The organism is Pseudomonas sp. LH1G9 (assembly GCF_002949975.1).
In the GTDB taxonomy this organism is placed as follows: domain Bacteria; phylum Pseudomonadota; class Gammaproteobacteria; order Pseudomonadales; family Pseudomonadaceae; genus Aquipseudomonas; species Aquipseudomonas veronii.
Genome location: NZ_CP026880.1, coordinates 6,041,374 through 6,068,332 on the forward strand (window position 1 = coordinate 6,041,374; position 26,959 = coordinate 6,068,332).

The 26,959-nt window shown below is 60.1% G+C and carries 29 protein-coding genes and 2 pseudogenes; 16 read left to right on the plus strand and 15 right to left on the minus strand.

Annotation, left to right across the window (positions count from 1 at the left end; genetic code table 11):
• Positions 1 to 112: 112 nt before the first annotated feature.
• From nrdR to C5F70_RS28055, 10 genes are all read left to right on the plus strand, one after another.
• A complete protein-coding gene (nrdR, locus tag C5F70_RS28010; RefSeq protein WP_026140361.1) occupies positions 113 to 577 on the plus strand; it encodes a transcriptional regulator NrdR in 465 nt (154 codons plus the stop codon).
• Positions 574 to 1,710 carry a bifunctional diaminohydroxyphosphoribosylaminopyrimidine deaminase/5-amino-6-(5-phosphoribosylamino)uracil reductase RibD gene (gene ribD, locus C5F70_RS28015; protein ID WP_104904369.1) on the plus strand — a complete coding sequence of 379 codons (1,137 nt, stop codon included), beginning with the start codon at positions 574 to 576 and terminating at the stop codon, positions 1,708 to 1,710. Before nrdR ends, ribD begins: the two co-directional genes overlap by 4 nt.
• Before the next feature lie 47 nt (positions 1,711 to 1,757).
• A complete protein-coding gene (locus tag C5F70_RS28020) occupies positions 1,758 to 2,435 on the plus strand; it encodes a riboflavin synthase (protein ID WP_017849579.1) in 678 nt (225 codons plus the stop codon).
• Positions 2,436 to 2,450: 15 nt separating this feature from the next.
• Positions 2,451 to 3,542, plus strand: a complete 1,092-nt coding sequence (gene ribBA, locus C5F70_RS28025; RefSeq protein ID WP_046381892.1) for a bifunctional 3,4-dihydroxy-2-butanone-4-phosphate synthase/GTP cyclohydrolase II — start codon at positions 2,451 to 2,453, stop codon at positions 3,540 to 3,542.
• Positions 3,543 to 3,630: 88 nt separating this feature from the next.
• On the plus strand, positions 3,631 to 4,107 hold the full coding sequence (gene ribE / locus C5F70_RS28030; protein ID WP_017849577.1) for a 6,7-dimethyl-8-ribityllumazine synthase: 477 nt from the start codon (positions 3,631 to 3,633) through the stop codon (positions 4,105 to 4,107).
• The gene (gene nusB / locus C5F70_RS28035) at positions 4,104 to 4,604 is read left to right on the plus strand and encodes a transcription antitermination factor NusB (protein WP_017849576.1); all 501 of its coding nucleotides are present in this window, start codon (positions 4,104 to 4,106) and stop codon (positions 4,602 to 4,604) included. Before ribE ends, nusB begins: the two co-directional genes overlap by 4 nt.
• A gap of 18 nt (positions 4,605 to 4,622) precedes the next feature.
• Complete coding sequence (gene thiL, locus C5F70_RS28040) at positions 4,623 to 5,588, plus strand: thiamine-phosphate kinase (RefSeq protein ID WP_046381893.1); 966 nt, start codon at positions 4,623 to 4,625, stop codon at positions 5,586 to 5,588.
• A gap of 142 nt (positions 5,589 to 5,730) precedes the next feature.
• Positions 5,731 to 6,348 carry a GTP cyclohydrolase II gene (ribA, locus tag C5F70_RS28045; RefSeq protein ID WP_017849574.1) on the plus strand — a complete coding sequence of 206 codons (618 nt, stop codon included), beginning with the start codon at positions 5,731 to 5,733 and terminating at the stop codon, positions 6,346 to 6,348.
• On the plus strand, positions 6,345 to 6,764 hold the full coding sequence (locus tag C5F70_RS28050; protein ID WP_104904370.1) for an MFS transporter: 420 nt from the start codon (positions 6,345 to 6,347) through the stop codon (positions 6,762 to 6,764). Before ribA ends, C5F70_RS28050 begins: the two co-directional genes overlap by 4 nt.
• Positions 6,761 to 7,561, plus strand: a complete 801-nt coding sequence (locus C5F70_RS28055) for a cobalamin-binding protein (RefSeq protein WP_102616999.1) — start codon at positions 6,761 to 6,763, stop codon at positions 7,559 to 7,561. Before C5F70_RS28050 ends, C5F70_RS28055 begins: the two co-directional genes overlap by 4 nt.
• A 28-nt stretch (positions 7,562 to 7,589) precedes the next feature.
• Here C5F70_RS28055 and C5F70_RS28060 read toward each other — a convergent pair whose 3' ends face one another.
• From C5F70_RS28060 to C5F70_RS31295, 9 genes and pseudogenes are all read right to left on the minus strand, one after another.
• Positions 7,590 to 9,482, minus strand: coding sequence for a TonB-dependent receptor domain-containing protein (locus C5F70_RS28060; RefSeq protein ID WP_104904371.1), 1,893 nt, complete (start codon positions 9,480 to 9,482; stop codon positions 7,590 to 7,592).
• A gap of 133 nt (positions 9,483 to 9,615) precedes the next feature.
• Positions 9,616 to 11,514 carry a 1-deoxy-D-xylulose-5-phosphate synthase gene (gene dxs / locus C5F70_RS28065; RefSeq protein WP_017849570.1) on the minus strand — a complete coding sequence of 633 codons (1,899 nt, stop codon included), beginning with the start codon at positions 11,512 to 11,514 and terminating at the stop codon, positions 9,616 to 9,618.
• Between the two features lie 110 nt (positions 11,515 to 11,624).
• On the minus strand, positions 11,625 to 12,512 hold the full coding sequence (ispA, locus tag C5F70_RS28070) for a (2E,6E)-farnesyl diphosphate synthase (protein WP_017849569.1): 888 nt from the start codon (positions 12,510 to 12,512) through the stop codon (positions 11,625 to 11,627).
• On the minus strand, positions 12,509 to 12,751 hold the full coding sequence (locus C5F70_RS28075; protein ID WP_003176346.1) for an exodeoxyribonuclease VII small subunit: 243 nt from the start codon (positions 12,749 to 12,751) through the stop codon (positions 12,509 to 12,511). The genes ispA and C5F70_RS28075 overlap by 4 nt, the downstream gene beginning before the upstream one ends.
• 99 nt (positions 12,752 to 12,850) lie before the next feature.
• Complete coding sequence (locus C5F70_RS28080) at positions 12,851 to 13,462, minus strand: transcriptional regulator (protein ID WP_046482525.1); 612 nt, start codon at positions 13,460 to 13,462, stop codon at positions 12,851 to 12,853.
• A gap of 58 nt (positions 13,463 to 13,520) precedes the next feature.
• A complete protein-coding gene (locus C5F70_RS28085) occupies positions 13,521 to 14,489 on the minus strand; it encodes a hypothetical protein (RefSeq protein WP_017849567.1) in 969 nt (322 codons plus the stop codon).
• 120 nt (positions 14,490 to 14,609) lie between these two features.
• Positions 14,610 to 14,981, minus strand: coding sequence for a MerR family transcriptional regulator (locus C5F70_RS28090; protein ID WP_026140359.1), 372 nt, complete (start codon positions 14,979 to 14,981; stop codon positions 14,610 to 14,612).
• Entirely contained in the window at positions 14,920 to 15,564 is a 645-nt protein-coding gene (locus C5F70_RS28095; protein ID WP_104904372.1) for an NAD(P)H-dependent oxidoreductase, read from the minus strand. Before C5F70_RS28095 ends, C5F70_RS28090 begins: the two co-directional genes overlap by 62 nt.
• A gap of 123 nt (positions 15,565 to 15,687) precedes the next feature.
• Positions 15,688 to 15,954, minus strand: a pseudogene (locus tag C5F70_RS31295) (WYL domain-containing protein); the annotation flags it as partial.
• A gap of 119 nt (positions 15,955 to 16,073) precedes the next feature.
• On the opposite strand from C5F70_RS31295, the gene C5F70_RS28105 reads away from it, so the two are divergent.
• Complete coding sequence (locus C5F70_RS28105) at positions 16,074 to 16,331, plus strand: hypothetical protein (protein WP_046482518.1); 258 nt, start codon at positions 16,074 to 16,076, stop codon at positions 16,329 to 16,331.
• Positions 16,332 to 16,466: 135 nt separating this feature from the next.
• Positions 16,467 to 17,342: a DUF745 domain-containing protein gene (locus C5F70_RS28110; protein WP_046482516.1), complete on the plus strand. Its 876-nt coding sequence runs from the start codon at positions 16,467 to 16,469 to the stop codon at positions 17,340 to 17,342.
• A 24-nt stretch (positions 17,343 to 17,366) separates the two neighbouring features.
• Here the strand turns inward: C5F70_RS28110 and C5F70_RS30710 are convergent, their stop codons facing one another.
• The gene (locus tag C5F70_RS30710) at positions 17,367 to 17,573 is read right to left on the minus strand and encodes a hypothetical protein (protein ID WP_158683894.1); all 207 of its coding nucleotides are present in this window, start codon (positions 17,571 to 17,573) and stop codon (positions 17,367 to 17,369) included.
• On the opposite strand from C5F70_RS30710, the gene C5F70_RS28115 reads away from it, so the two are divergent.
• Positions 17,553 to 19,034, plus strand: coding sequence for a GlsB/YeaQ/YmgE family stress response membrane protein (locus tag C5F70_RS28115; protein ID WP_158683895.1), 1,482 nt, complete (start codon positions 17,553 to 17,555; stop codon positions 19,032 to 19,034). The genes C5F70_RS30710 and C5F70_RS28115 overlap by 21 nt on opposite strands.
• Entirely contained in the window at positions 19,021 to 20,766 is a 1,746-nt protein-coding gene (locus C5F70_RS28120) for a LeoA/HP0731 family dynamin-like GTPase (RefSeq protein WP_046482512.1), read from the plus strand. Before C5F70_RS28115 ends, C5F70_RS28120 begins: the two co-directional genes overlap by 14 nt.
• 51 nt (positions 20,767 to 20,817) lie before the next feature.
• On the opposite strand, the gene ycaC is transcribed toward C5F70_RS28120, so the two are convergent.
• Positions 20,818 to 21,453 (minus strand): isochorismate family cysteine hydrolase YcaC, encoded by a 636-nt coding sequence (gene ycaC, locus C5F70_RS28125; RefSeq protein ID WP_046482510.1) that lies wholly within the window; start codon positions 21,451 to 21,453, stop codon positions 20,818 to 20,820.
• Between the two features lie 449 nt (positions 21,454 to 21,902).
• On the opposite strand from ycaC, the gene C5F70_RS28130 reads away from it, so the two are divergent.
• Positions 21,903 to 22,139, plus strand: a complete 237-nt coding sequence (locus tag C5F70_RS28130) for a DUF6124 family protein (protein ID WP_046482509.1) — start codon at positions 21,903 to 21,905, stop codon at positions 22,137 to 22,139.
• Positions 22,140 to 22,700: 561 nt separating this feature from the next.
• Positions 22,701 to 23,435, plus strand: a complete 735-nt coding sequence (locus C5F70_RS28135; protein WP_104904373.1) for a hypothetical protein — start codon at positions 22,701 to 22,703, stop codon at positions 23,433 to 23,435.
• Positions 23,436 to 23,851: 416 nt separating this feature from the next.
• Here the strand turns inward: C5F70_RS28135 and C5F70_RS28145 are convergent.
• From C5F70_RS28145 to C5F70_RS28160, 4 genes and pseudogenes are all read right to left on the minus strand, one after another.
• A pseudogene (locus C5F70_RS28145) lies at positions 23,852 to 24,624 on the minus strand (helix-turn-helix transcriptional regulator).
• Between the two features lie 213 nt (positions 24,625 to 24,837).
• Positions 24,838 to 25,365 (minus strand): inorganic diphosphatase, encoded by a 528-nt coding sequence (gene ppa / locus C5F70_RS28150; RefSeq protein ID WP_003176323.1) that lies wholly within the window; start codon positions 25,363 to 25,365, stop codon positions 24,838 to 24,840.
• Between the two features lie 107 nt (positions 25,366 to 25,472).
• A complete protein-coding gene (locus C5F70_RS28155; protein WP_104904374.1) occupies positions 25,473 to 26,288 on the minus strand; it encodes a zinc-dependent peptidase in 816 nt (271 codons plus the stop codon).
• 6 nt (positions 26,289 to 26,294) lie between these two features.
• Entirely contained in the window at positions 26,295 to 26,951 is a 657-nt protein-coding gene (locus C5F70_RS28160; RefSeq protein ID WP_017848366.1) for a DedA family protein, read from the minus strand.
• Between the last annotated feature and the right edge of the window lie 8 nt (positions 26,952 to 26,959).

The following is a 26,959-nucleotide window of genomic DNA, read 5'->3' on the forward strand; positions in this document are numbered from 1 at the left end:
TGGCTTAAAAAACAGGAAACATAATCGTCAGCCTATATACCGTAAAGGCTATGGCTTGTCTTGCCACGGGGATGCGCTACCATGGCCCTCCCTTTTTTTGTTGCCTGCCACCATGCACTGTCCCTTCTGCGGTGCCAACGACACCAAGGTCATTGACTCGCGTCTGGTCGCCGAGGGCGATCAAGTGCGTCGCCGGCGCGAATGCCTGGCCTGCGGTGAACGTTTCACCACCTTCGAAACCGCCGAACTGGTATTGCCGCGCCTGATCAAATCCGACGGCAGCCGCCAGCCTTTCGACGAAGACAAATTACGCGCCGGTATGCAGCGCGCCCTGGAAAAACGCCCGGTGAGTGTCGAGCGGCTGGAGGCGGCGCTGGCGCATATCAAGCACAAGTTGCGCGCGACCGGCGAACGCGAGGTCAAGTCCCTGGTGGTTGGAGAGCTGGTGATGGGCGAGCTGCAAAAGCTCGACGAAGTCGCCTATATCCGTTTCGCTTCGGTGTATCGACGTTTCCAGGACCTCAATGAGTTCCGCGAAGAGATCGACCGCCTGGCCCGTGAGCCGATCAAAAAATGAACCCACTGTCTGCTGAACAGGCCATCCTCGACGCCCATTACATGGCCCGCGCCCTCGAACTGGCGCGCAACGGCCTGTACACCACCCATCCCAACCCGCGTGTGGGGTGCGTGATTGTGCGCGATGGGCAGATCGTCGGCGAAGGTTGGCATGTACGTACTGGCGAGCCCCATGCGGAAGTGCATGCCTTGCGCGCGGCCGCTGACAAAGCCCGTGGCGCCACGGCCTACGTCACCCTGGAACCCTGCAGCCATTACGGCCATACCCCGCCGTGCGCCGATGCGCTGGTGAGTGCCGGGGTGGCGCGGGTGGTCGCGGCGATGCAGGACCCCAACCCGGATGTCGCCGGGCGCGGTATGCAGCGTTTGGCTCAGGCCGGCATCGAAGTGCGCAGCGGTGTGCTCGAAGTGGAAGCGCGGGCGCTCAATAAAGGTTTCCTCAAGCGCATGGAACACGGCCTGCCGTTTGTGCGGGTCAAGCTGGCGATGAGCCTGGACGGCCGCACCGCGATGGCCAGCGGCGAGAGCCAATGGATCACCGGCCCCGCCGCCCGCGCCGCCGTGCAGCGCCTGCGCGCCGAGGCCAGCGTAGTGCTGACCGGCGCCGACACCGTGCTGGCCGATGGTGCGCGCCTGACCGTGCGCGCCGCCGAACTCGGCCTGGACGCAGAAACCACCGCGCTGGCCATGTCGCGCCCGCCGCTGCGCGTATTGATCGACGGCCGCCTGCGGGTGCCGCTCAATGCGCCGTTCTTCAAGGCCGGCCCGGCGCTGGTCATCACCTGTGTCACTGCGGAAAACCAGTTCCCCCGTGGTCCCGAGTGCCTGGTGGTGCCCGGTGTCGATGGTCAGGTCGACCTGCGCTCGGCGCTGGTGGCGTTGGCGGCCCGTGGCGTCAACGAGGTGCTGGTGGAAGCCGGGCCAAGCCTGGCGGGCGCGTTCGCCCAGCAGGGCCTGGTGGACGAATACGTGATTTTCGTCGCCGGCAAGTTCCTCGGCTCCGCAGCCCGGCCTTTGCTGGACTGGCCGCTTGAGAAACTGGCCGACGCGCCCCAACTCAAGATCACTGAAATGCGCGCTGTGGGCGATGACTGGCGAGTCACTGCCATCCCTGTGCCAGCAGCGAGCGTATAATTCTGACCGGGCGCTCAAACGCCCGCACCGTTTTCCAGGAGAAGGCCATGTTCACCGGCATTATCGAATCCATCGGCAGTATCCGTGCCATGACCCCCAAGGGCGGCGACGTGCGCCTGCTGGTTGACACTGGCAAGCTCGACCTGGGCGACGTCAAGCTGGGCGACAGCATCGCCGTCAGCGGCGTGTGCCTGACCGTCGTCGACTTGCCGGGCAACGGCTTTGCCGCCGATGTCAGCCGCGAAACCCTGGACTGCACGGCGATGAGCGACCTCAAGGCCGGCAGCCCGGTCAACCTGGAAAAAGCCCTGACCCCAACCACGCGCCTGGGCGGTCATCTGGTCAGCGGCCATGTCGACGGCGTCGGCGAAGTAGTGGCGCGCAGCGAAAACGCCCGTGCCGTGGAGTTCCGCATCCGCGCGCCCAAGGAGTTGGCCAAATACATCGCCCACAAAGGCTCGATCACCGTCGATGGCACCAGCCTGACCGTGAACGCCGTGGATGGCGCCGAATTCGCACTGACCATCATTCCCCACACCCTGAGCGAAACCATCATGGCGTCGTACCAGCCAGGTCGCCGGGTGAACTTGGAAGTCGACTTGCTTGCCCGTTACCTGGAGCGCCTGCTTATGGGCGATAAGGCCGCAGAGTCTGACTCTCGACAAAAGCCTGCCAGTAACATCACCGAAAGTTTTCTGGCCGCTAACGGCTACCTGAAATCCTGACCAAGGGGGTGCCCTGTGGCGCTCAATAGCATCGAAGAACTGGTTGAAGATATCCGCCAAGGCAAGATGGTCATCCTGATGGATGACGAAGACCGTGAGAACGAAGGCGACATCATCATGGCCGCCGAGGCGTGCAAGCCGGAGCACATCAACTTCATGGCCAAGCACGCCCGTGGGTTGATCTGCATGCCCATGAGCCGCGAACGCTGCGAGTTGCTCAAGCTGCCGCTGATGGCGCCGCGCAACGGTTCCGGGTTCGGCACCAAGTTCACCGTATCGATCGAGGCCACCACCGGCGTGACCACCGGGATCTCCGCCGCCGACCGTGCGCGCACCGTGCAAGCGGCCGCCGCGAAAGACGCCAAGGCCGAAGACATCGTCAGCCCGGGCCACATCTTCCCGCTGATGGCCCAGCCGGGCGGCACCCTTGCCCGCGCCGGCCACACCGAAGCCGCCTGCGACCTGGCGCGCATGGCCGGTTTCGAGCCGAGCGGGGTGATCTGCGAAGTGATGAACGACGACGGCACCATGGCCCGTCGTAGCGAACTCGAAACCTTTGCCGCCCAACACAACCTCAAGATCGGCACGATTGCCGACCTGATTCACTACCGGATGATCCACGAACGTACCGTTCAGCGGATTGCCGAGCAGCCGCTGGACAGCGAACTGGGCCAATTCAACCTGGTGACCTACCGTGATTCGGTGGAAGGCGACGTTCACATGGCGCTGACCCTGGGCACCATCTGCGCCGACGAACCGACCCTGGTGCGCGTGCATAACATGGACCCGCTGCGCGACCTGTTGATGGTCAAGCAACCCGGGCGCTGGAGCCTGCGCGCCGCGATGGCCGCGGTGTCCGAGGCCGGCAGCGGGGTGGTGTTGCTGTTGGGCAACCCGGTGGATGGCGACGTCTTGCTCGCGCATATTCGTGAGTCCGCCGAGCAAACCCAGGTCAAAACGCCGACCACCTACAGCATCGTCGGCGCCGGTTCGCAGATCCTGCGCGACCTTGGCGTGCGCAAAATGCGCCTGATGAGCGCACCGATGAAATTTAATGCGATATCCGGTTTCGACCTGGAAGTTGTAGAATACGTGCCCTCCGAATAAAGGCTGGCGATTGTTGCCCCTTGTTCGCGGTTAAATCATCACTGAGGGACGCACTTTTCGCGTCCCGGCTCTTTAAGAGATTTGTCGAATGACCCTGAAGACCATCGAAGGTACCTTCATCGCCCCCAAAGGCCGCTATGCCCTGGTGGTTGGCCGCTTCAACAGCTTCGTGGTTGAAAGCCTGGTAAGCGGTGCCGTGGACGCCCTGGTTCGCCACGGTGTGAGCGAGAGCGACATCACCATCATCCGTGCCCCTGGCGCCTTCGAAATTCCACTGGTTGCGCAAAAAGTTGCGCAACGGGGTGAATACGCGGCGATCGTCGCCCTGGGCGCGGTCATTCGTGGCGGTACGCCGCACTTCGAATACGTGGCTGGCGAATGCACCAAGGGCCTGGCCCAGGTGTCCATGGAGTTCGGCGTACCGGTTGCATTCGGCGTGCTGACCGTGGATTCGATCGAACAAGCCATCGAACGTTCCGGCACCAAGGCCGGTAACAAAGGTGCTGAAGCTGCCCTGTCCGCCCTGGAAATGGTCAGCCTGCTGGCGCAGTTGGAGGCCAAGTGATTTCCGACGAGAGCGATCGTTTCAACCCGCGCGACCCACGCCCAGCCGACGCCGGCAAGCCGTCCAAGAGCGTCAAGCGTCGCGAAGCGCGTCAGCTTGCGACCCAGGCGCTGTATCAGTGGCACATGGCGAAAACCTCGCTGAACGAAATCGAAGCGCAATTTCGCGTCGACAACGATTTCAGCGACGTCGATGCCAGCTACTTCCACGACATCCTGCACGGCGTCCCGGCCAATAAGACCGAGATCGACATCGCGCTGGCACCGTGCCTGGACCTGACCCTCGACGAGCTGGACCCGGTTGAACTGGCCGTACTGCGCCTGTCCACCTGGGAACTGCTCAAGCGCGTCGACGTGCCGTACCGCGTGGTGATCAACGAAGGCATCGAACTGGCGAAAGTCTACGGTTCGACCGACGGTCACAAGTTCGTCAACGGCGTGCTCGACAAGCTGGCCCCGCGCCTGCGCGAAGCCGAAGTGAAGGAACACAAGCGCTGATCCGCGCTTGAGTTCCCGATGGGCGAGTTTGAGCTGATCCGCAAATACTTCGCCGCCGCGCCTTGTGCGCAGGGCGGCGAGGGCATTGCCCTGGGGATCGGCGATGACTGCGCCTTGCTGGCGCTCCCCGCCGGGGAGCAGTTGGCAATCTCCACCGATACCTTGGTGGCCGGCGTGCATTTCGCCGACCCCTGTGATCCGTTCCTGCTCGGCCAGCGCTCGCTGGCCGTGGCGGTGAGCGATCTGGCCGCCATGGGCGCCGACCCCATCGCGTTTACCCTGGCCCTCACAACCCCCACCGTCGATGCCGATTGGCTGCAACGCTATGCCCAGGGTTTGAACGCCATGGCGCAGAGCTGCCGCGTGGGCCTGGTCGGCGGCGACACCACGCGCGGGCCGCTGAGCCTGACCATGACCGTGTTCGGCCGTGTACCGGCCGGGCAAGCGTTGACCCGCAGCGGTGCGCGGCCGGGTGACTTGCTGTGTGTGGGCGGGGAATTGGGCAACGCGGCGGGAGCGCTGCCGTTGGTGCTGGGCCAGCGCAGCGCCGAGGCCAGCATCGCCGACCCGCTGCTGGCGCATTACTGGTCGCCGCAACCGCAGTTGGCCCTGGGCGTTGCCCTTCGGGGCAAGGCGACGTCCGCGATGGATATTTCCGACGGGCTCCTGGCCGATTGTGGGCATATCGCTAAGGCATCGGCTGTCAGCCTGCTGGTCGAGCGCCAGCGACTGCCGTTATCCAAAGCCTTGCTCGCATTTGTCGGCGATGACGCGGCGCGGGTGGCGGCCTTGAGTGGCGGCGACGACTATGTGTTGGTGTTCACTCTGCCACCGGCCGCGCTGGCACCGTTGCTGGCGGGCGGCTGGCCGGTGCATGTGATCGGCCGGGTCGAGGCGGGGCAGGGGGTGACGCTGCTCGACGCGAACGGGCGCGACATCACCCCGGCCGTTCGCGGTTATCAACATTTTCGCGAGACGCCCTGAGTCAGCATTCAGACCTGCATAGAACCGAGACGAAGGCCAATCGAGCCGATTGATCTTTATCAACGATAATTCAGCTTAAGCGTCTGTAGGAACGTGCTGTTACAATGCCCGCCTCTGTGAAATCTGAAATCAGGAGCACACGGTGCCCGTCGTTTTCGTCGCTGCTTCCAAGCTGCCTACCCCTTTTGCCATGTTCACCATGCATGGCTTCCTCGAAGAAGCCAACGGGCGCGAGCACGTCGTGCTCAGCCTGGGCGATATCGCCGATGGCGCGCCGGTACTGGGCCGCATCCACTCCGAGTGCCTGACCGGCGACGCGCTGTTCAGCCAGCGCTGCGACTGTGGTTCGCAACTGGAAGCGGCGATGCGCGCCATTGCCCATGAAGGCCGCGGCATCTTGCTGTACTTGCGCCAGGAAGGTCGTGGCATTGGCCTGCTGAATAAAATCCGCGCCTACGAGTTGCAGGACGGCGGCGCCGACACCGTTGAAGCCAACGAGCGCCTGGGCTTTGCCGCCGACCAGCGTGATTACGGCATCTGCCTGCCGATGCTGGAGCACCTGGGCGTGAAATCCCTGCGCCTGATGACCAACAACCCGCGCAAGGTCAAAGCCTTGACCGAGATGGGTATCACCGTCGCCGAGCGCGTGCCGCTGCACACCGGGCACAACCCGCACAACAAGCTCTACCTGGCGACCAAAGCCAGCAAGCTCGACCACATGATGGGCAACGAACACCAGGGCGAGGTCGACCGCGCGTGACTCGAGGCCAGGTGAAACGGCGACTGTCCTTCAATTGGTGGCAGTACCTGGCGCTGGCGTTGCTGCCATTGTTCGTGATCAACCTGGTGTTCGCTCAGGCCGAACCGCTGTTGCCGGTGCTGGCCATGCCGTTCTTCATTGCGGGCGTGGCCTCGATGTTTCTCAGCCTGCGCTATTTTCATGGCTATAAACATGCGTTGATCGCCACCTCTAAAGCCCTCGATACCGCAGAAGAGCCGACGGCCTGGATCACCCTCGCCGCCCGTCGGCGCACGGCGTTGCTGATTGCCTCCGTGCCCGCCTGGATCGGTGCGCTGGCGGTATTCGTCGGCCTGGAAGCGGTGCCGTTGTTCCTGCTGGCGTTGTCGACCCTGGTGTTGTTTTACCTCTACCGCATCCCGCGTCAATTGGGATGAAGCCTCGCTGGCTGGCGCTCCTGCTGCTGGCGTTCGCTGCCCAGGCCCTGGCGGTCGAGCGGGTGGTCAGCCTGGCGCCGTCGCTGTCGGAAATCGTGGTTGAACTGGGCGCTGCCGACCTGTTGGTGGGCGTGCTCGACGGCGGCGAACGGCCAGCGGCGCTGGCGAAGGTCGCGTCAGTCGGGCGCTATGGGCAATTGAACATCGAGCGCTTGCTCAGCCTCAAGCCCGACCTGATCCTGCTCTGGCCCGGCAGCATCGGCCCGGCCCAGCGTGAACAGTTGCAGCGCCTGAATATCCCGGTCTACGTCGCCGAACCCCATAACCTCGAACAACTGACCCAGCAGGTCCAGGCCATCGCCGAGCAACTGGGGCGCGCCGACGCCGGCCGGCAATTGTCTGCGCAGTTGCGCCAGCGCCTGGCCGGGTTGCGCCAGCGCTATCAGCGTGCCGAACCCTTGCGGGTGTTTTACCAAGTGTGGAGCCCGCCTTTGTACACCGTGGGCGGTGGGCAGATCATCAGCGATGCGCTGAGTGTGTGCGGCGCGCGCAATGTGTTCGACGACCTCACGCTGCCCGCGCCGCAGGTCAGCGTCGAGGCGGTGCTGCAGCGCAACCCCGAGGTGATTCTGGCGGCGGATCAACCGCAGTTGGATGCCTGGAAAGCCTGGCCGCAGCTGGCGGCGGTGGCGCAGGGGCGTTTGCTGTTGGTGCCGGACAAAGGCCTGGAACGGCCGAGCGGGCAGATGTTGGAAGCCTTGGCGCGGTTGTGTCAGGTGATTGCGCCGAACCGCTGACGCAATCGCAGGCACGCCGACGTTTCTATCAGAGCGTCGGCGTCCAAGTCACGCCAACCCTCCACACCCGACCTTCTTCCCGATAGTCCTGATTGTTCAGGAACGCCGGATCGTCATAGCTGTAACGTGCCCGAGCGTAAGTCTTGTCCAGCACGTTATCGACTTTCAGCGACAACGCCACTTCCCGGCTGAGCGCCCAACTGCTGCGCAGCCCGAGCAAGGCATAACCGCTCAGGCGATTGCGATTGGCTTCGTCGTCGTAGCTGCTGCTGATCGCCTGCCAGCTCGCACCGACGCCGAGTTGATCGAATTGCCGATCCAGGTCCAGGTTCAGGGTGCGCCGCGCACGGCGGGCGAGGGTGTGGCCGCTGTCGCGGTCGCGCGGGTCGATCAGCGAAACGCCCAGGTTGCCCTGCCAGCCGAACAGCTCGTGCTTGAGCGCGGCTTCAAAACCATTGATCCGCGCCGCTGCGACGTTCTGCGGTTTGCCGCCTTCGAGGATGATCGCGTCGCTCAAGTCGGTGCGGTACAGCGAGGTTTCCAGGCGCGTGTGGTCGCCGAGCTGGCTGCGCCATTGCAGCTCGTAACTCTTGGAGGTCTCGGGCTGAAGATTCGGGTTGCTGTACTGCGTGTCCGGGTAATAGAGGTCATTGAAGGTCGGCGCGCGGAAGCCTTCGCTGTAGCTGAGCAGCACATCGTTGTCGGGGTTGATCGGCACGGTGAGGGTGCCGCTCCAGCTGTTCTGGCTGCCAAACTGTTGGTTCTGGTCATGGCGCAGGCCCAGTTCGGTGGAAAACCACTCGCTACGGAAACGATGCTGGACAAAGGCGGCGCGGTTCCAGCGGCTGTTTTCGGTAAACGTGGTGGAGCCGTGGAAGCGGTCTTCGTACCAGTCGCCGCCGAGGATCAAGCTGTTGCGCTCATTCAGCGTCAGGTCGTTCTGCCAGTTGACCGAGTCGCGGTAGGTGTTGAATACGCTGAAGTCATCGCTGAGGGTGTCGCGCTTGGTGTCGCGGTTCTCGCTGTGGCCCAGTTCCAGGCGCGATTGCCAGCGTTCGCTGAGGCGGGCGTCGGCATAGCCGCTGGCGCTGCTCACGGCGTAGTCGGTGTAGGGTTTCTGGCCGACGCTCTGCCCGGTGGCGACGTCGTAGCGGCCGAAGCTGTTGTCGTACTCCGACTTGCCGCGGCTATCCAGCAGGTTGAAACCGGCTTCCAACGCGTCACTGAAACTGTGGCTGAGGTTCAGGCTGACGGACTGGTTGCGGTAGGCATCATGGTCGCCATCGCTGGGAAACGAGGTGTGTGTCGAGTTGATGCCAGCGCTTTCATCCAGGCTCGCGCCCAGGTTGAAGCGCGTGTGTTCGTCGCCGCCGGACAGCCCGAGGCTGCGCTCCCAGCTCTGGTGGCTGCCGAAGCCCAACCGCAGGCGCGGTTGCAGGCCCTGTTCGGCGTTGCGCCGGGTGAACACCTGGATCACCCCGCCAATCGCATCGCTGCCGTAGATCACCGAGCGCGAGCCGCGCAGCACTTCGACGCGCTCGATCTGGTCCACATTCAGGTATTGCAGGCCGCTGTCGCCGGAGGTGGCGTTGGCGATGCGCTGGCCATCCACCAGCACCAGGCTTTGCGCGGACTTGGTGCCGCGCAGGTAGATGCCCGGCAAGCTGCCACGGCCGCCGGTGGGCGCCACTTGCACGCCGGGCACGCGGCTGAGCAGGTCGGTCAGGCTGGTGGGTTGCAGGCGGTCGATGTCGTCGCGGGTGAAGACGGTGTTGGCGGCGCTACTGTCGTTGCGCGCCTGGACCTGGCGGTTGGCGCTGATGACCACGTCGGGGAGTTTCAGCGCGGCGTCGCGGGTGTCGGCGAGCAGGTCGTGGGCTGGCAGAAGCAGCAAGGGCAGGGCAAGGCGCAGGTGATTCATAGAGCGGTCCATAGCTTTTTGTAGGAGCGAGCTTGCTCGCGAAAAACCTGAGGACACCGCGTGCATACAGAGTACACGCGTCATCGTTGACGTTTTTCGCGAGCAAGCTCGCTCCTACAGAAGTCTCGGGGGGTTATAAACCCAGGAGTGTCATGCGTTCGCGGACCGACGCCTCGATACCCGCCTCGTCGAGCCCGCACTCGGCGAGCATCTGCGCCGGCTTGGCGTGTTCGACGTACACATCCGGCAAGCCCAGGTGCAGCACCGACTTGAGGATGTTCTCGCGCGCCAGGAACTCGCTGACCGCCGCACCGGCACCGCCCATGATGGCGTTTTCTTCGACCGTCACCAGCAGTTCGTGGCCGGCGGCGATCTCGCGCACCAGCGCTTCATCCAGCGGTTTGACGAAACGCATGTCGACCACGGTGGCGTCGATCTTCTCGGCGACTTTCAGGGCTTCGGCCAGTTGCACGCCGAACACCAGGAACGCGGTCTTGCTGCCTTGGCGTCGCACAACGCCCTTGCCGATTTCGATCGGCGCCAGGTCTTTTTCGATCACCGCGTTCGGGCCGGTGCCGCGCGGGTAGCGCACGGCGGCCGGGCCGTTGTAGAGGTGGCCGGTGCTGAGCATCTTGCGCAGTTCGTTTTCGTCGCTCGGCGTCATCACCAGCATGCCGGGGATGCAACGCAGGTAGGACAGGTCGAAGCTGCCGGCGTGGGTCGGGCCGTCTTCGCCGACCAGGCCGGCGCGGTCGATGGCGAACAGCACGTCGAGGTGCTGCACCGCGACGTCGTGCACCAACTGGTCATAAGCGCGCTGCAGGAAGGTGGAGTAGATCGCTACCACCGGCTTGGCGCCTTCGCAGGCCATGCCTGCGGCGAATGTCACCGCGTGCTGCTCAGCGATGGCGACGTCGAAGTAGCGCAGCGGGAAACGCTCGCTGAACGCCACTAGGTCGGAACCTTCCTTCATCGCCGGGGTAATCCCCACCAGGCGCGGGTCGGCGGCGGCCATGTCGCACAGCCATTCGCCGAACACACCGGAGTACTTTGGCCCGCTGGCTTTTTTCGGCGCGGCGGCGGGGGCGTCCAGGGGGTCGAGCTTGGTGATCGCGTGGTAACCGATCGGGTCGACTTCCGCCGGGGCGAAGCCTTTGCCTTTCTTGGTGACGATGTGCAGGAACTGCGGGCCTTTGAGGTCACGCATGTTGCGCAGCGTGGCGATCAGGGTTGGCAGGTCGTGGCCGTCGATGGGGCCGATGTAGTTCCAGCCCAGCTCTTCGAACAGCGTGCCGGGCACCAGCATGCCTTTGGCATATTCTTCGGTGCGGCGGGCGATTTCCCACGCGCCGGGCAAGCGCGACAGCACTTTCTTACTGCCTTCGCGCATGCTGGCGTAGGTCCGGCTGGAAAGGATCTTCGCCAGGTAGTTGGACAGGCCGCCGACATTGCGCGAGATCGACATGTCGTTGTCGTTGAGGATCACCAGCATGTTGGCGTCCACTTCCGGCGCATGGTTCAGCGCTTCGAAAGCCATGCCGGCGGTCAGCGCGCCGTCACCGATCACCGCAATCGCCTTGCGATCGCTGCCTTGCAGGCGCGAGGCGATCGCCATGCCCAGCGCGGCACTGATCGAGGTGCTGGAGTGGCCGACGCCAAAGGTGTCGTACTCGCTCTCCGAGCGACGCGGGAAGGCGGCGATGCCGTCCTTCTGGCGCAGGGTACTCATGCGCTCGCGACGGCCGGTGAGGATTTTATGCGGATACGCCTGATGGCCTACGTCCCACACCAGCCGGTCGTCCGGGGTGTCGAACACGTAATGCAGCGCGATGGTCAGCTCGATGACGCCCAGGCCGGCACCGAAATGCCCACCGGTCTGGCCGACCGTGTAGAGCAATTCCAGGCGCAATTCATCGGCCAGGGTTACCAGCTCGGCTTCACCCAGACGACGCAGGCCGTCCGGCGTGACAGCACGGTCGAGCAGAGGCGTGGACGGGCGTTTGCGGGGAATCTCTTGAAACGTCGTGGGCATCAGGCGAATCGTTATAGGTATAGAAGAGGCGGCAGTTTACCTCAAGCATCGCAAACTGCCCACGCAGAGCACCGAACTTGACCGATATGTGGCTGTAATGGCCGCGGTTATCAGTGACGACGTTCGACGATGTACCGCGCCAGGTCTCGCAGGGGCTCGGCTGCTGCGTCGAAAGGTCGCAGGGCGGCCAGGGCCTGGTCGCGCAGTTCCAGGGCATAAGCCTTGGCGGCATCCAGCCCGAGCAGCGCAGGATAAGTCGGTTTGTCCCGTGCGATATCGGCGCCCTGGCGTTTGCCCAGGGTGGCGGTGTCACTTTCTACGTCGAGAATGTCGTCCTGCACCTGGAACGCCAGGCCGATAGCCCCGGAGTAAACCTGCAAGGCCGCCAATTGCGCGGCTTCGGCACGCCCACTGGCCAAGGCGCCCAGGTGGACGGCGGCTTCGATCAGGGCGCCGGTCTTGTGCCGATGCATGTGTTCGAGGGCCTGTTGATCGAGCTTCTGGCCCACCGAGCCGAGATCGATGGCCTGGCCACCGACCATCCCGGCGGGGCCTGCGGCGACCGCCAGGGTGGTGACCATGCGCAAGCGGATCTCGGCATTCACGCTGCTCAAACTCGGGTCGAGCAATGCGCTGAACGCCAGGCTTTGCAGGCCATCGCCGGCGAGGATCGCGCAGGCTTCGTCAAAGGCTTTATGGGTGGTCGGCTGGCCGCGACGCAGGTCATCGTCGTCCATCGCCGGCAAATCGTCATGCACCAGGGAATAGGCGTGAATCAACTCCACCGCGCAGGCCGCGCCGTTGGCTTGTTCGGCAGGCGCGCCGAGGGCTTCGCAGGCCGCATAGGCCAGCAACGGGCGCACCCGCTTGCCGCCATTCATCACGCTGTAGCGCATGGCCTCGTAGAGCCGTTTCATTTCCGGGCTTGGCGCAACAAACAAGGGCTCCAGCGCCGCATTGACCCGGGCTTGGCTACTGGCCTGATACGCGTCGATCATTCGGGCTGTTCCGCATCGAAAGGTTCTTCGGCCAACTCCCCGTCGCGTTCGAGCAACACCTGGACCTTCTGCTCCGCCTGCGCTAACGCGCTCTGGCAGTCGCGGGTCAGGCCGATGCCTTGTTCAAACGCCGTCAGCGAGTCTTCCAGCGACAACTCGCCGTTCTCCAGACGCTCGACCAGGGTTTGCAGGTCGGCGAGGGATTGTTCGAAATCGAGTGCAACTTTTTTGCGGGCCATGGCGGCTATTCCGGTAGACGGTAAACCGGCGCGACACTAGCAGACATGGGGGATGGGGGCAAATGAACGGGGCGACTGAGCCGATTGCGCGGTCGCCTGTTACTGCGCCGCCGCGGCGCGCAAATAGTTATACACACTGGCCCGGGAAATCTTGAAGTAGTCGCCGACGTAGTCGACAAAGTTACGCACATCCAGCAGGCCGTGCTCCCGCGCCTGCACCAGCACCTGGATGATTTCGCTACGGCCGAAATCGGCGGGTTTCAAATGATTTTCGGCGGCGAGGGTTTCGATGATCTCATTGAGTTTTTCCCGCCAATCGCCGCTGAACAGCGATTCTGGGCGCCCCTGGGACTGCTGGCCCACGGCAAAGCCGTTGATCAGTTTCTGCACTTGGGCCAGGGCGGTCACATCGAAGTTCAGGCACAGCAAGGCGCAGGGTTCACCGTTGGCGGCACGGGCGACGAGGGAGATCGAACGCAACTGACGGCTGTTGATCCCGGTCTTTTCATACGGCCCGACGGTGTCGGGTCCGGCAGCCAACTCAGCCAGGTCAGTGATCAGCGATTCATCCCCGACCTGACGTCGGGAAAAGCCATTGGCGATGTGGGCAATGCGCCCGGTGTGCAGGTCGTGTACCACGGCTTCCAGGTCCGGATAGAGCAGGGCGGCGATGCCGTCGGCGGTTGCCTTGATGAATGCGATATCGACCATGGGTTAACCGGGCACAGGAAAAAGGAACGGTGATTGTACGCAGGCGTCCGAACAGTTGTCAGTCCACGGCCTGCATGCGCTGCACCGCGAGGGTCGCCAGTGCGATGTCCTGAGCGGCCAGGCCGGTCAGGTCGGCAATGGTCAGGTCATCGTCGCGGAAACGCCCGCGTGCCTTACCGGCCAGCACATGGCCGAGGGAAACGTCGGCCTGGTCGCTGATCAAATGGGCCCGTACTGCGTGGCTCATTTCGCCATGGTCCAGGCATTGGGCCCGGTCATCGGTCATGAGCACTCGTGCCCTCTGCAGCAGCAACGGGTCCAGTTCCTGTTTGCCTGGGCTGTCTGCGCCCAGGGCGACAATATGAGTGCCTGTACGCACCACGTCGGCCGGTACGATTGCCTGGGTCGACGGCGTGCAGGTAATCACCAGATTGCACTGTGCGAAAACAGCCTCAACACTGTCGGCTGCTTGGGCTTTCAACCCAGCTTGCTGCAGTGCGTTGGCGAGGTGTTGTGCCCGCTCGGGAGCGCGTCCCCAGATCACCACACGCTCGATTCCGAGCAGTTCGCAGGTCCAGCGCGCCTGCAGTTGCGCCTGATGCCCGCTGCCGAGAATGCCTAACGCGCTCACCCGTGCGGGCGCCCCGGCCCGTGCGGCCAAGGCACCGGCGGCGGCAGTGCGGCAACTGGTCAGCCAGCCTTCGTCGTTGAGGATGGCGCGGGTCTTGCCGGTGTGAGAATCGAACACCAGCACCAGGCCATTATTGGTCTCCAGGCCGCGGGAAGGGTTCTCATAAAAGCCCATGGCCAGCTTGACCACAAACACCGAACCGTCTTTCGCGTAGCCGGACTTGATATGACAGTCCCCCGGCGGGTTTTCAAACAACAACACCCCCGGCGGCGGGGCCACGATGCGGCCGTCGGCGTGACTGATCAATGCCTGTTCCACCGCGTGCAGCATGTCTTGGCGCGACAGCGTGGCGCGCAATGCACTGAGTTCGTAAACCGCCAGTGGCACCGCGCTCATCACGCACGCTCCTGCGGGGGAAAGCAGGTTTTAAGCTTGAAGTCCGAGAGTGTGGTCATGGCGCGCTCCTGAATATCAACGGGACGAAAGCGCGACACTAACCTGATTTATATTTATTGTCTAATTTGTACTTATCGTGCAATTCTGGTTTGAGTGTTTAAGCATCGCGTCAAACTCGACCAGCCCGGCCTGCATCTTCTGCAGTGCCGCCATCTGCAGCGCCAGCTCCTCCTGCTTGCGGGCAATCGCCTGGCTCGCGCGCTCCCAGGGCAGCGCGTCGCCCTGGTGCCCGTGCAAAATGGCCTGTAGCTCCTTGAGCTTGAAACCCAGTTGCTGAGCACACTTGATCAACATCAGCAGCTCGACACTCTGCGCCGAATAGACCCGATACCGCCCCGCTCTCTGCGGGCTGGGAAGCAGGCCGATCGCTTCATAGTGACGAATCGCCTTGATGGTCGTGCCCGACAGTTGCGCCGCTTTGCCGATGAACATGAAAACGCCCTTTTCCAAATAATCCGCCGGCCCGCGTCAGCCAACGAGCGCGTTGCGCGGGCGTGGAACCCAGCACCGGCCCGAGCAACAAGGTCTTGGTCACCGTTATGCCGCAAAACGCCAGCGTCGTCTTGCGCATCTGATGAATGCCCGGCATGCGGTAGAACCAGCGGTAATACCATGGCGGCGTATCGAGCGTCACCAGCAAGTGTGCGGTTCGGCCATGCAGCAGCTTGTCGGGAAATGCCTTGCCTGCACGGTACTTGAAGGCGAAGCCGGGTAGGAAAACTCTATCGATAAAGCCCTTCATCAACGCCGGAATACCACCCCACCAAATCGGCAAGACAAACGCCAAATGGGTGGCCCACAGGATATCTGCCTGGGCACCGAGCAAATCGGCTTCCAGGGCTTGAATGTCGGTGTAACCGTGATGCAGCACCGGGTCGAAAGTCAGCGTGCCCAGCCGTAGGACGCGTACTTCATGGTCGGCGTTTTTGGCCGATTGGATGTAGGTGTCCGCCAGTGCCGAACAGAAACTGGTGCTGGAGGGATGGCCGAGGATGACCAGAATGCGCTGAGCCATGGGGATGAGTCCTGAAACGGGGTTGCAGGGTAGGGGCTGCCGTATAGGGGAGAGTCAAGGGCAATAGCACGATGCGGCTTGCCCCGCGTTTTGCCCGGTTACTCATAAACCCCCGGTCTCAAGTGCTTGAGATTCGTCACCGATGAACAGCGGCTGGAACGTTTTGCTTGGCACGTAGCCGGTTATTTTTTTGTCATGTGTAAGGTTTTGAGGCGCATGTTCGGTGATGTGCATATTGATGTCGTTGGCGGCCTGCCGGCTTTTGCTACCAACGCTCTGGATCAAGTGCCCCGTGGTCTGCCGGCCCTCCTACCGGGCGACAGTCTTGATCAAGCAATGGCGAAGTGCCAGGTCCCAGCAAACCTGTTCAATGCAATGCATGCGTTCCATCCCCTCGTTACGTGTGCGAATACTTTACCTGTATAAGTCTACATTCTAGACCTGTCGTCTATTGCTACATATCGTGTGGCTGTCGTTTAAACAAATTGGGTATACGCAAGGAAGTACGCATGACTATGGCAGAAGCAGTGTCGACAGGGGCATTGGTAGTGTTGGGGAGCATCCTGCTGGTGCTCCTGCTGCAATACTTGAGGCTGCGTGAACTCTGGAAAATGGCGCTTACCTGCCGCCGGAACGCGCGCTGGGGGCGGATCTATGAGGCTGAGAACCGGGAGTTGCGTTCTGCGCTGCGCGCTGAGAAGGCGCATATCAAGCAGTTGCAGACGAAGGTGGGGATTTTGCAGGGGATGATTGCGCAGGAAGAGTAGGCTGGGAACGTCTTAGCCGGACCGCCGCTAATTGGATCTTGCAGTGTACTGCCGATCAACTTGACACCGATGATGGCAAAATGCAACTTAGCCACCTGAAGCGTAGTACACCTGGATACATTATTAAGGGACGATATGAGTAAGGCTCAGGATTTCTCCAAGCTGTATGCGCGTGTGGCGAGTGATATCGCCACTGCACTGGAAGACGTTTCCAGGCTTGATGTCAGTAACGACAAGGGCAATGCCCACCTCGCCAGCGTTAAAGAAAAACTCGGCGAAATGAAGTTGCGGTTCGACTCCGAGATTACCTATCTCGAGAAACATGCCGAGTGGGACAACTTCACCATCGCCTTCTTCGGCGAAACAAACGCTGGGAAAAGCACGATCATTGAAAGCCTGCGCATTCTGTTTGAAGAAAAGAAACGCCAGGCGCTGATCAAAAGAAACCAGGCCACCGTCAGTGATATCCAGGCGGTGTTCTCGGAGAAAAGCGACGCGCTTATTGACGAACTCAGTACGCGTTATGTCAGCTTCTGCGAAGACGTTGCCGCGCTGGGGGACGACATTGGCGCCCTGGTCAACCAGACCCAGCGCGACCTGTTAAGCACCCGCCAGCAACTCGAGCATACCCAGCAGGATTACACCTTCTGCAAAGAGCGGCTTAATCATGCCCAGAGCGATTTGGATAACACGCGCCAAGCGCTGCAAGGCACCGAAACGCGCCTGAGTGAAAGCCAGAGCATGCTGGGCCAGGTCCGGGGTGAACTGCAACAGGTTGGTCAGCAGTTACAAGGCGCACGCAGCGACTGCCAGCGCAGTCAGCAGCAACTGACGGAGCAAAGTGCTCAGTTGCAAGCCAGCCAATCGCAATTGCTCGAAAGTCAGCGCCAGGCTGAGGTTGCGCGCATTGCTTCAGAGCGGCGTGCAACAGTGAAACTGGTGATCGGTCTGGCCGTGGGTTTGGCGTTCGGTGTCATCGCGGGAGTCTTGGGTTACGCCCAATTGCTTTAAGGTCGGCGTCTTTTTGCCCGGCACTTATTTCTCATTCGTCGACTCCCGGACACCACCATGCGCGAACAACATTCCTTGAGCGAGTTGGTCAGCGACAGGCTGCCGACCCTGCTGAAACAGCAGAAAGAACTGGAGCGCCTGCAGCGCTGTGCCGAACAGATCGACGGTGAAATCGTCGGGACTGGTCGTGCGGATTTCACCCAGGATAATGTGATCTACGAGTTCAACCATCAGGGCAAGAGCTTCCACCTGATCGACGTTCCCGGTATCGAGGGTAACGAAAGCAAGTATGAAAAGATGGTCCAGGCGGCTATCGCCAAGGCCCACCTGGTGTTTTACGTCAACGGTACCAACAAGAAACCGGAGGCCGAGACGGCCCAAAAGATCAAACACTACCTCAACCGTGACGCCAAGGTTTACGCCATCTGCAACCTGCGCGGCAAGGCGGACTCCTATGAGTTCGACACCGATCGCGAGTCGCTGGAGCGTACCCACAAGGACGCACTCGCAACCCGCCAGCAGACCCGCGAGGTGCTCGAAGACATTCTCGGCGCCGAATTGGTCAGTGGTTGCCAGAGTCTGCAAGGGTTGCTCGGCCTGACCGGCGTAGCATTTGATGAGCGCGGCCTGACCAGTATCCACCCCAGCCGTACTGACCTGCTGAAGTCGCAACGAGCCTATCAGCAGGACTTCTCCAGCCGCCAAGCTATGCGCAGTTTCAGCCAGCTGGACCAGTTGCACGAAGTCATCGGCCAGGCGTGCGCCAACTTTGAGGTTGATATCGTTGAAAGCAACAAGCGCAAAGTGCTGCGTTTGCTGCAAGACACCGTGAATGATCTGAAGAAACAACGGGATGAGCACCAGGCATTTTCCGACAAGATCAGTGCGGAAATCCTAGAGTGTCAGAAATCCATTCGGCTCAGTTTTGAAGAGCTGAAAACCAGCTTCACCAAACGCCGCAGCAATGCCCTCGGTATTTTTTTCAATGACCTGAGTAGTGCCGCACGTGCAGCGGTCGAAGAGCACTTCAGTGATAAGGATGAAGTAGAGCGGGTGATCCAGGTACACGTCAGTGCGGGCCAAGAACAGCTTGCCAAACGTCTGGAAGAGAGCCAGGAAGAGGTTCTGCAGCAACTGTCACAAAATATTGAGCGGGCACTCAAGCGTCTGCAAGAGAACGCGGAGCGGGTTAGTTTTCAACAACGCTTGAACACCGCGGCCAGTAGTTCAATTTCGCTATCCAGCGCGATGGATGCAATCGACTTCAACTTTTCCGACTTCGGCGGTTTCCTACTGAGTATCGGAGGGTATGCCGCGAGTGGTTTCACGATCGGTACGTTCTTCTTCCCTGGGGTGGGTAACATCATTGGCGCCGTGATCGGCGGTGTCGTCGGAATCCTTGCCGCAGGGTTGAGTTACCTCTTCGGCGGACGCAACAAGAAGATCGCCGAAGCACAAGCCAATATCACCGAAGCCATCAAGAAAGAACGCGTTGCGAGCGAAAAGACGTTCGAACGGGATACCCAGGCCATGCTGGAGCAAATCAAGACCCAGATTGAAGGCTCAACCCTGAGCCCGCTGGATGATGAGCGCCGCAAAATGGCTGACGTCGGTGCCTTGTTCGACGAAAAAATTGCCTCTATCCAGGCGTTGAAAAATCAAGTGGAAGCTAAGCCCCATGGAACAATTTAAGCAGTTCAACGCCAGCAAGACCGAGGTGATTCACTCGCTCGACAACCTCCAGAACCTGGTAGGTGAGCTGGAGAAACTGGGGTTGGACGTGGCCCAGGATATCGACAAGATCAAAAAAGCCATTGGTGATGTCCAGGCCGATACGCTGCGCATCGCCCTGCTGGGCGCGTTCTCCGATGGCAAGACCAGTGTAGTTGCCGGCTGGTTGGGCCAGGTGATGAAGGACATGAAGATCGACACAAACGAGTCTTCGGACGCGCTCGCGATCTACCGGCCCGAAAACCTGCAAGACCGCTGCGAAATCGTCGATACCCCCGGTCTTTTTGGTGACAAGGAAAAAACCGCGGAAAACGGTGCTCTGATCCAGTACGGCGATATCACCAAGAACTACATTTCCGAAGCACATCTGATTTTCTACGTGGTCGATGCGACGAACCCACTCAAGGAAAGCCACCAGGACATCGTCCGCTGGGTATTGCGTGACCTCAATAAATTGAGCTCGACGATCTTCATCATTAATAAGATGGATGAAGTGGCCGACCTGCGCGACGCTGAAGAGTTTCAGCAGCAAAGCACCATCAAGAAGACCAACCTACTCGACAAACTACAGCGTTTTGTTGACCTGACACCCGCCGAGCGCAAAGCTGTCAACGTGGTCTGCGTCGCGTCAAACCCCAACAGTCGTGGTCTGGAGTTTTGGCTGGAACAAAAGGATCTGTATGACCAGCGTTCGCGGATCAACGAGCTTAAACGAGTGACCCAACACGTTCTTGACGGCAGCGGGCGTGAAACCCTGATCAAGAAAACCGGAATCGATGTGGTCCGTGATGTGCTGGGCAAAAAAATCAGTGTCGCCAAGGATGAACTGATCAGGTTCGAACTTCTTGCTGCCAACCAGCGTCGTGACTCGGCACGTATTCAGGAAGATATTGACGAAGGCAAACGCAAGGTCCTGGCCACCGTCGGTAATCTTTACCAGGAGCTCAGTAACCTGGAAAAAGACCTGCTCAACAGCATTCGCACCTTGCCGCGTGATCAGGTTCATGCCTTTCTTGAAGCGGAAATCGGCTTCACCAAGAACGACATCGGAGAGAAGTTGCGATTCCGCATCGACCTCCTGTTCAGCACTGCATTCAACCAGTCCTCGACCATCATGAATGGCATCAGTGCCAGCATCGAACATCAGTTGGACTGCTCGTCGGACTTTGCCGACAGCATCACTGCATCGGCCTTATCTGCCTCTAGCAGGGCGTTGAGTGCTGTCTCGAAGATCCCGGTCGAAAGCATTAAGAACGGCGTGTTCCTTGCCCGTGAAACCCTCAAGAACCTCACCGGATATGTCTACAAGTTCAAACCCTGGGAAGCCACCAAACTGGCCGCCAACATCAGCCGCTGGGCGGGGCCCATCGGCGCGGGCATCCAGGTACTGACCGACGTCATCAGCGTTGCCCAGCAGCAGCGCGCGGAAACCGAACTCAAACAACTGCAGAATGACCTTGCCGAAGTGGTCAAGAGCCACTTCGCTGAACCCATGAAACTGCTCAAAGACCACGACAAGGTGATGGAAATCTTTGCACCGCAGATCAAGGGGTTCGAGAAGATTCTAGTGGAACAAGAAGGCAACCTTGAGCATTTGCGCAAACGTCAAGCGCAACTGACAGAGGTGGAAACGCACCTGAGCCAAGCGTTTGGTTCAAGTGAGGTGATTGAAGGGGAGTATCGGGTGATTTGACGACATGAGCCTGGCCAGCGGTGCTGGTCAGGCTTGTCCTGACAGGCGGCCTTACTGAGCCTGCTGCGCCGTCAGCGCCGCATAACCATTCATCAAGTTGCGATAGTTCGGAATACGCTGGGACAACAGATTACCCAGGCCTTCGATATCGTTGCGCCAGTCGCGATGCAGCTCACACGCCACCGAAAACCAGTTCATCATCTGCGCACCGGCCTGCGTCATCCGGCTCCACGCCGCCTGTTGCACCGTGGTATTGAAGGTGCCCGACGCATCTGTCACCACAAATACATCAAACCCCTCCGCCAGCGCCGATAACGTCGGGAACGCCACGCACACGTCCGTCACCACACCGGCAATGATGATCTGCTTACGCCCGGTGGCCTTGATCGCCTTGACGAAATCTTCGTTGTCCCACGCATTGATCTGGCCAGGGCGAGCGATGTACGGCGCGTCCGGGAACATCTCCTTCAACTCCGGCACCAGCGGGCCGTTAGGGCCTTGCTCGAAGCTGGTGGTGAGGATCGTCGGCAGGTTGAAGAACTTGGCCAGGTCCGCCAGGGCCAGCACGTTGTTCTTGAACTCGTTGGGCGAGAAGTCCTGCACCAGGGAGATCAGACCGGTCTGGTGGTCGACCAGCAGGACTACGGCGTCGTCTTTGTTCAAGCGGTTGTAGGTTGGCGTGCTCATGGTTGAATCCTTTTTTGTTTAAGTGGGTTGGGCGTTGCGTTCAACATGGGCACAGATTAATGGGTGGGACGTGGGGGATAAATCGGCTGGGAGGCGTCTTACTGTCAACTTGGAAAGGACAATGGATTTGAACGGCCAGCAGTCTCGATCCCTTTCATTTGCAGGACGTTTCCTAGAGAATCCCAGCCGCTTGCGCCAGCGAAATTCCGTGACTAGGCTGCGGTCCGTCACTGCAAATTCAGTGATCGGGTTTAGTCGCCCGAATTCGATTGGCGTATGAGCAACTCATGAGTCAGGCCCCCCTTCGCCTGCCTCTTATGGTGGCTGTACGCAGGGCACCTTCGGGTGCGCCGGGTTCCAATCGACCGGTCGACTAACCTGCGTACAGCTGCCGCCTTTCGTTTAGTCGCGGAAAGTGGCAGCTCCAAATTATCGATTGGAGTTTTGCTATGGATAACGTTGTTTCGGATTCACCGTCATCGCCTGCGGCCAACCCCTTTACTGTCAATGAAGAACTGAGCTTCGAGGATGCCTGGGTGCGCGTGGCTGAGTTGCTGCAATGTGCGGTGGCCACATCGCAGGAACTCGGGGAGCCGCTGGCTGCGCCGCAGAGGGCGGTGATGCATTTGGTGGAGATGGCGAAGCTGGTGGCGGATCGGGCGGTGGAGTGTTTGAAGCCTAGGTAACGCGACTTGAGAGGCGGGCAGGGCGATATGCGGCCCGCTATTGGCGGAGGGTTTGGTAAACGATGGGTATTTGGATTTTGCTGACGGCAGGCATTAAAAAACCAGTCTGTGGTTAGCTATTTATCGATCTATGTTTTTGAAAAAAGCAATGATTTAGATGTTTTTAAAAACGCTAAGATCCCCATTTACTCCTCCACTTTTTACAATTCTCACTTGGTTTTTTTTCAGCAAAAGCCCGGCTTTTTTTGATTATTTTGTTCTTTGTTTTTCCCGCTTTTGCGTTGAGTGGCCGACGGAAAAATTATCGAGAAGCCCCTTCCCTTTGAAAGTATGTCGTCTGGTCTCGTATGTCAGTAGGGAAGGTCGGCACCTAGGTGCTTTGATTTTTTCATCACTTTCTGGTGGTCAAGTAATTATCGAATATGACACAAACAGCGCCTGTCTATCTGGTGGGGGCGCGGCATTAGAACTTCAAGAAAGCCAAGCTCCGGTCGATAGCTCTGATTAGGCACCTGTCACATTTTCCAGTGCCTCTTTCTCCAGCGTAAAACAAGGACTCTCATGCGCACGCAAGTCATTATTGAGGACCACGTACTGCCTCAGCTCCTTACCTCAGCCATTGAAGCGTATGAGGTCTCCCACAAAGCTCATGAACGAGGTCGAGTAAACAAGAAACTGGAAACCTTTGGCCTGCTGTGGGGTTACGCATTACCGGTGCGAGAGAATGTACCTGCTCGACTGGTAGCTGCGGTTGCGACCGTGGAAACCTCTGCGTTACGACATGCCGAATGGGTCAAGCCCGATCTTGAGTCCATCAAGATGAAGCGAGATTTTTTTGCCGAGTACTGGCCGCAACTGGAACTAATTGGAACCTTCCACTCGCACCCATATGAGGATTTATCCGAAGTCAATGACTGCAAGGGCTGGCGAGCCTCCGATGCAGACAAATCCTTCTGGCCTTCCTTCCATGAAACGGTCTGCCCAGACATTGATGAACTGGCGCATCTGGTAATTGCAATCACCGCGTTGGGGCGTAAAGGCAGCGCAATGCCCGACCGGCTGCCTGGTGGGGAGTACACCTCTGGTTATGTCGTCAGCGCTGACAAGCGCAAACTGTGGATCAAGGGTTACACCTCGGCGCTCTATGAGGGAATTGCCGATGAAGATCATGAAGATCTGGAATTTGAGGACGAGATCCTGGAAGTCCGATCTTACGATGTCTGGGAAGACGAAGATGTGCTGTTGGAGATTCCGTCCCTAGAAGCACGCTTCCGGCACGAACTGCTACGTAAGTAAGGCTTGCGAAGCCTTCATGGCGCTATTGGCAGGGAAGGAGAGGTTGATTGATGGCTGAAGACGAGTCTACTCTCGGTCAACGCCCTTCCTTTAGACAAACGATACTGTAGTGGTGAAATCGTATCGAGCACCATCGGACAGGGGGAGTGTCTGAAACGTCGATGATCGCTAGGCAGGATTCTCGGGAGAGATAGGATTATTTCGGTGTCAATTAAAAAGCCGGCTTGTGGCCGGCTTCTCGGGGACCGCCTCAGCTTGTTTTTGACAAACCTCACCAGCCTTCAAATCGCTCAGCCAACATCGCGTCTGGCTGAATAGTCAGGGCATCCGCGGGAGTTTTTCCGCATCGCCTGGCAGGGTGAATGGCCTAAAACCAGCCCCTGCCAAATGTGCGGCGCATGATACCCATATTCACCTCAGTTGCCCACCTCCGTATCCGATTTAGAGCCTTCCCAGCCCAGCAGGTGTTCATCCAGCGGCACGGGTGGGCGGCGGTTGTTGAGGGTGGACCACCAGAACACCCAGCCGACAATCTGGAAGTTCTGTTCGAAGCGTTGATCGAAGGTCAGGTATTCGTCGGGGTGTTCGCCGGCGTTGTGGCTGCGCATGCGCAGGCCGCCGCCGGGGCGGTTGTAGAGGTATTTGATGCGCAGCATGTCGTCGTGTTCGACGGCGTAGATTTCGCCGTCGACGATTTGGGTGCGGCCGCGGTCGATGGCGAGGGTGGCGCCTTGTTGGATGATGTCGACCATGCTGTTATCGACCATGTAGGCGCCGAGGGCGCGGTCGGGGTTTACGTTTAAGGTGTCGAGGGTGTGACGGGAGAGGCGGATACGTTCGGTTGAGGTGAAGGACGGATGGAGGGCGATCTCCACATCGATTGTTTCCGGGGAACGGGGGGGCCTGTGAGGTATTTGCCGCTTTCTTCGCGGGTGGGCAATGCTTTCCTTGCATCTTGAGCGTCCAACAGGAAGTTGGCCGGTGGGTGTTTAGGGCCTACACCGGCGTGCAGCCAGCGGCTGGAGACGCACAGCAGTTCTGCGATTTCGTTGAGTCGGCCCATGGGAACACCGCGTTTGAACCAGTTGTTCACGTGCTGAGGCGTGACGCCGCGGTTCTTGGCGAAGTCGGAAGCGGAAAGATGAACTTCCCGTAATAGCGCTTTTAAGCGATCACCTGATGTATTCATAAACGCTGAGTTTACTGGCCGGGAAAATAGATCAAATAAACTATGCGTTCAATTGCCGGTGTAGGTTTTTACTTAGTTGTAGCCTGATCTTTCGTTGGTGCTGCTTAGTTCAACATAGAGTGTTAATAATTGAACTTGGTGTTTAATTTTTTCCACAAAAAAAGCCCCGAATGATCGGGGCTTTTTGATTGCCGCAGCAATGAGGAGCCGGTATCAGCCTTTGTAGGCGGCGACCGACTTCATGATCTCGGCGCGGGCGGCATCTGCGTTGCCCCAACCGTCGATCTTCACCCATTTGCCTTTTTCGAGGTCTTTGTAGTTCTCGAAGAAGTGCTTGATCTGTTCCAGCAGCAGTGGCGGCAGATCGGTGTATTCCTTCACGTCCACGTACAGCTGGGACAGCTTGTCGTGGGGCACTGCGATGACTTTGGCATCGCCGCCGCCGTCGTCGGTCATGTTCAGGATGCCGACTGGACGCGCGCGGATAACCGAGCCTGGGGTAACCGGGTAAGGGGTTACGACCAGCACGTCGAGGGGGTCGCCGTCGTCAGCCAGGGTGTTGGGGATGAAACCGTAGTTGGCCGGGTAGAACATCGGGGTGGCCATGAACCGGTCAACGAACAGGCAGTCGCTGTCTTTGTCGATTTCGTATTTGATCGGCGCGTGGTTGGCCGGAATCTCGATGGCGACGTAGATGTCGTTCGGCAGGTCTTTGCCAGCCGGAATCTTGCTGTAGCTCATTGGGCGTTGCCCCCGTAGTTGGCCATGTACATGGCCGGATTGGCCTAAAAGTGGCGGCGATTATAGGCATATTCTGACGCCGATGCCATGCACCAGACGTCGTACAGTCATTCGCCTTGTGGCTGATAACGCGGGTCGTGCGCTTGCAGCTGCGCGAGGCGGGCCAGAGGGTCCTGGCGGTAAAAATGACTGAGTTGGGCGTACACCTGTGGATAACTTTCCACCAATAAATCTGGCGCGCTGAAAAAATATTCGCTGGTGACCGCGAAAAATTCCGCCGGGTTTTCGGCGGCGTAGGGGTCGATGGCGGTTTCGGCGTCGGGGTTGGCGTCCAACTGGCGGTTAAGCTCATCGTAGGCGCCTTGCATCACGCGGGCCCAGTCTTGCACGCGCATGTCGTGGTGCAGGGGCGGCAGGCCGTTGGCGTCGCCGTTGAGCATGTCGAGCTTGTGCGCCAGTTCGTGGATCACCAGGTTGTAGCCTTCCCAGTTGCCGCTGGCCAGCACGCCGGGCCAGGCGAGGATCACCGGGCCTTGTTGCCAGGCTTCGCCGCTGTGCTCGCCGTCCCACTCGTGCTCGACGCCACTGGCATCGCGATGACGTTGCGGGCTGAGGAAGTCGTCGGGGTACAGCACGATCTCGTGGAAGCCCTGATACCAGTCGAGATCGCCGAGGTTCATCAGTGGCAGTTGCGCCTGGGCGGCGAGCAGCAGGCGTTGTTCCTGGTGCAGCTCGACGCCGGGCAGGGCGGTGAGGTGTTTTTCGGCGAGAAACACCACGCAGGCTTCGCGCAGCCACTGGTCTTGCTCGGCGCTGATGCCGTCGAGGAAGGTCAGGTGCTCGCGCACCCGCTGCCAGGTGTCATCGGCAATCGGGGGCCTGGCCAACAGGCGCCGGCGACGCCAGGCGCTGAGGGACCACATCGCAGGTTACTGCGACTTGGCTTCGGTGGACGTGCGACCAAAGCGGCTGCGGAACACGCTGATGATCATCGGCACCAGCGACAGCAGGATGATGAACACCACCAGCAGCGAGAGGTTTTTCTTGATGAACGGCACGTTGCCGAAGAAGTAGCCCAGGGTTACCAGGCCGCCGACCCAGAAGACGGTGCCCAGCACGCTGAAGCCGAAGAAGCGCGGGTAGGGCATTTTCGCGATACCGGCAACGAACGGCGCAAAGGTGCGCAGGATCGGCAGGAAGCGCGCCAGGGTCACGGTTTTGCCGCCGTGCTTGTCGTAGAAATCGTGGGTTTTTTGCAGGTAGTCGCGGCGGAAGATTTTCGAGTTCGGGTTGCTGAACAAGCGTTCGCCGGCTGTTCGCCCGATCACGTAGTTGGTGCTGTCGCCGAGGATCGCCGCCAACATCAATAGACCGGCGAGCAAGACCGGGTCCATGCCGCCACCCGCCGCCACCGCGCCGGCAATGAACAGTAATGAATCACCCGGCAGGAACGGCATGACCACCAGGCCGGTTTCGCAAAAGATTACAAGGAACAGAATGGCGTAGATCCACAGACCGTAATTTTTTACCAGCAGGTCGAGGTAGACGTCGAGATGCAGGATAAGGTCAAGCGGGTTGAAATCCATGGATGGCA

Bases quoted from the DNA above. Each gene is read 5' to 3' on its own strand.
- C5F70_RS28120 (WP_046482512.1), top strand. From the start codon at position 19,021: ATGGAACAATTTAAGCAGTTCAACGCCAGCAAGACCGAGGTGATTCAC.
- thiL (WP_046381893.1), top strand. From the start codon at position 4,623: ATGGGCGAGTTTGAGCTGATCCGCAAATACTTCGCCGCCGCGCCTTGT.
- C5F70_RS28080 (WP_046482525.1), bottom strand. From the start codon at position 13,462: ATGGTCGATATCGCATTCATCAAGGCAACCGCCGACGGCATCGCCGCC.
- C5F70_RS28075 (WP_003176346.1), bottom strand. From the start codon at position 12,751: ATGGCCCGCAAAAAAGTTGCACTCGATTTCGAACAATCCCTCGCCGAC.
- C5F70_RS28105 (WP_046482518.1), top strand. From the start codon at position 16,074: ATGACTATGGCAGAAGCAGTGTCGACAGGGGCATTGGTAGTGTTGGGG.
- nrdR (WP_026140361.1), top strand. From the start codon at position 113: ATGCACTGTCCCTTCTGCGGTGCCAACGACACCAAGGTCATTGACTCG.
- C5F70_RS28160 (WP_017848366.1), bottom strand. From the start codon at position 26,951: ATGGATTTCAACCCGCTTGACCTTATCCTGCATCTCGACGTCTACCTC.
- C5F70_RS28110 (WP_046482516.1), top strand. From the start codon at position 16,467: ATGAGTAAGGCTCAGGATTTCTCCAAGCTGTATGCGCGTGTGGCGAGT.
- ycaC (WP_046482510.1), bottom strand. From the start codon at position 21,453: ATGAGCACGCCAACCTACAACCGCTTGAACAAAGACGACGCCGTAGTC.
- C5F70_RS28060 (WP_104904371.1), bottom strand. From the start codon at position 9,482: ATGAATCACCTGCGCCTTGCCCTGCCCTTGCTGCTTCTGCCAGCCCAC.
- ppa (WP_003176323.1), bottom strand. From the start codon at position 25,365: ATGAGCTACAGCAAGATTCCGGCTGGCAAAGACCTGCCGAACGACATC.
- C5F70_RS28130 (WP_046482509.1), top strand. From the start codon at position 21,903: ATGGATAACGTTGTTTCGGATTCACCGTCATCGCCTGCGGCCAACCCC.
- C5F70_RS28085 (WP_017849567.1), bottom strand. From the start codon at position 14,489: ATGAGCGCGGTGCCACTGGCGGTTTACGAACTCAGTGCATTGCGCGCC.
- C5F70_RS28055 (WP_102616999.1), top strand. From the start codon at position 6,761: ATGAAGCCTCGCTGGCTGGCGCTCCTGCTGCTGGCGTTCGCTGCCCAG.
- C5F70_RS28090 (WP_026140359.1), bottom strand. From the start codon at position 14,981: ATGTTCATCGGCAAAGCGGCGCAACTGTCGGGCACGACCATCAAGGCG.
- C5F70_RS30710 (WP_158683894.1), bottom strand. From the start codon at position 17,573: ATGGTTGAACTCGTAGATCACATTATCCTGGGTGAAATCCGCACGACC.
- C5F70_RS28020 (WP_017849579.1), top strand. From the start codon at position 1,758: ATGTTCACCGGCATTATCGAATCCATCGGCAGTATCCGTGCCATGACC.
- ispA (WP_017849569.1), bottom strand. From the start codon at position 12,512: ATGATCGACGCGTATCAGGCCAGTAGCCAAGCCCGGGTCAATGCGGCG.
- ribD (WP_104904369.1), top strand. From the start codon at position 574: ATGAACCCACTGTCTGCTGAACAGGCCATCCTCGACGCCCATTACATG.
- ribE (WP_017849577.1), top strand. From the start codon at position 3,631: ATGACCCTGAAGACCATCGAAGGTACCTTCATCGCCCCCAAAGGCCGC.
- C5F70_RS28095 (WP_104904372.1), bottom strand. From the start codon at position 15,564: ATGGCTCAGCGCATTCTGGTCATCCTCGGCCATCCCTCCAGCACCAGT.
- C5F70_RS28155 (WP_104904374.1), bottom strand. From the start codon at position 26,288: ATGTGGTCCCTCAGCGCCTGGCGTCGCCGGCGCCTGTTGGCCAGGCCC.
- C5F70_RS28135 (WP_104904373.1), top strand. From the start codon at position 22,701: ATGCGCACGCAAGTCATTATTGAGGACCACGTACTGCCTCAGCTCCTT.
- dxs (WP_017849570.1), bottom strand. From the start codon at position 11,514: ATGCCCACGACGTTTCAAGAGATTCCCCGCAAACGCCCGTCCACGCCT.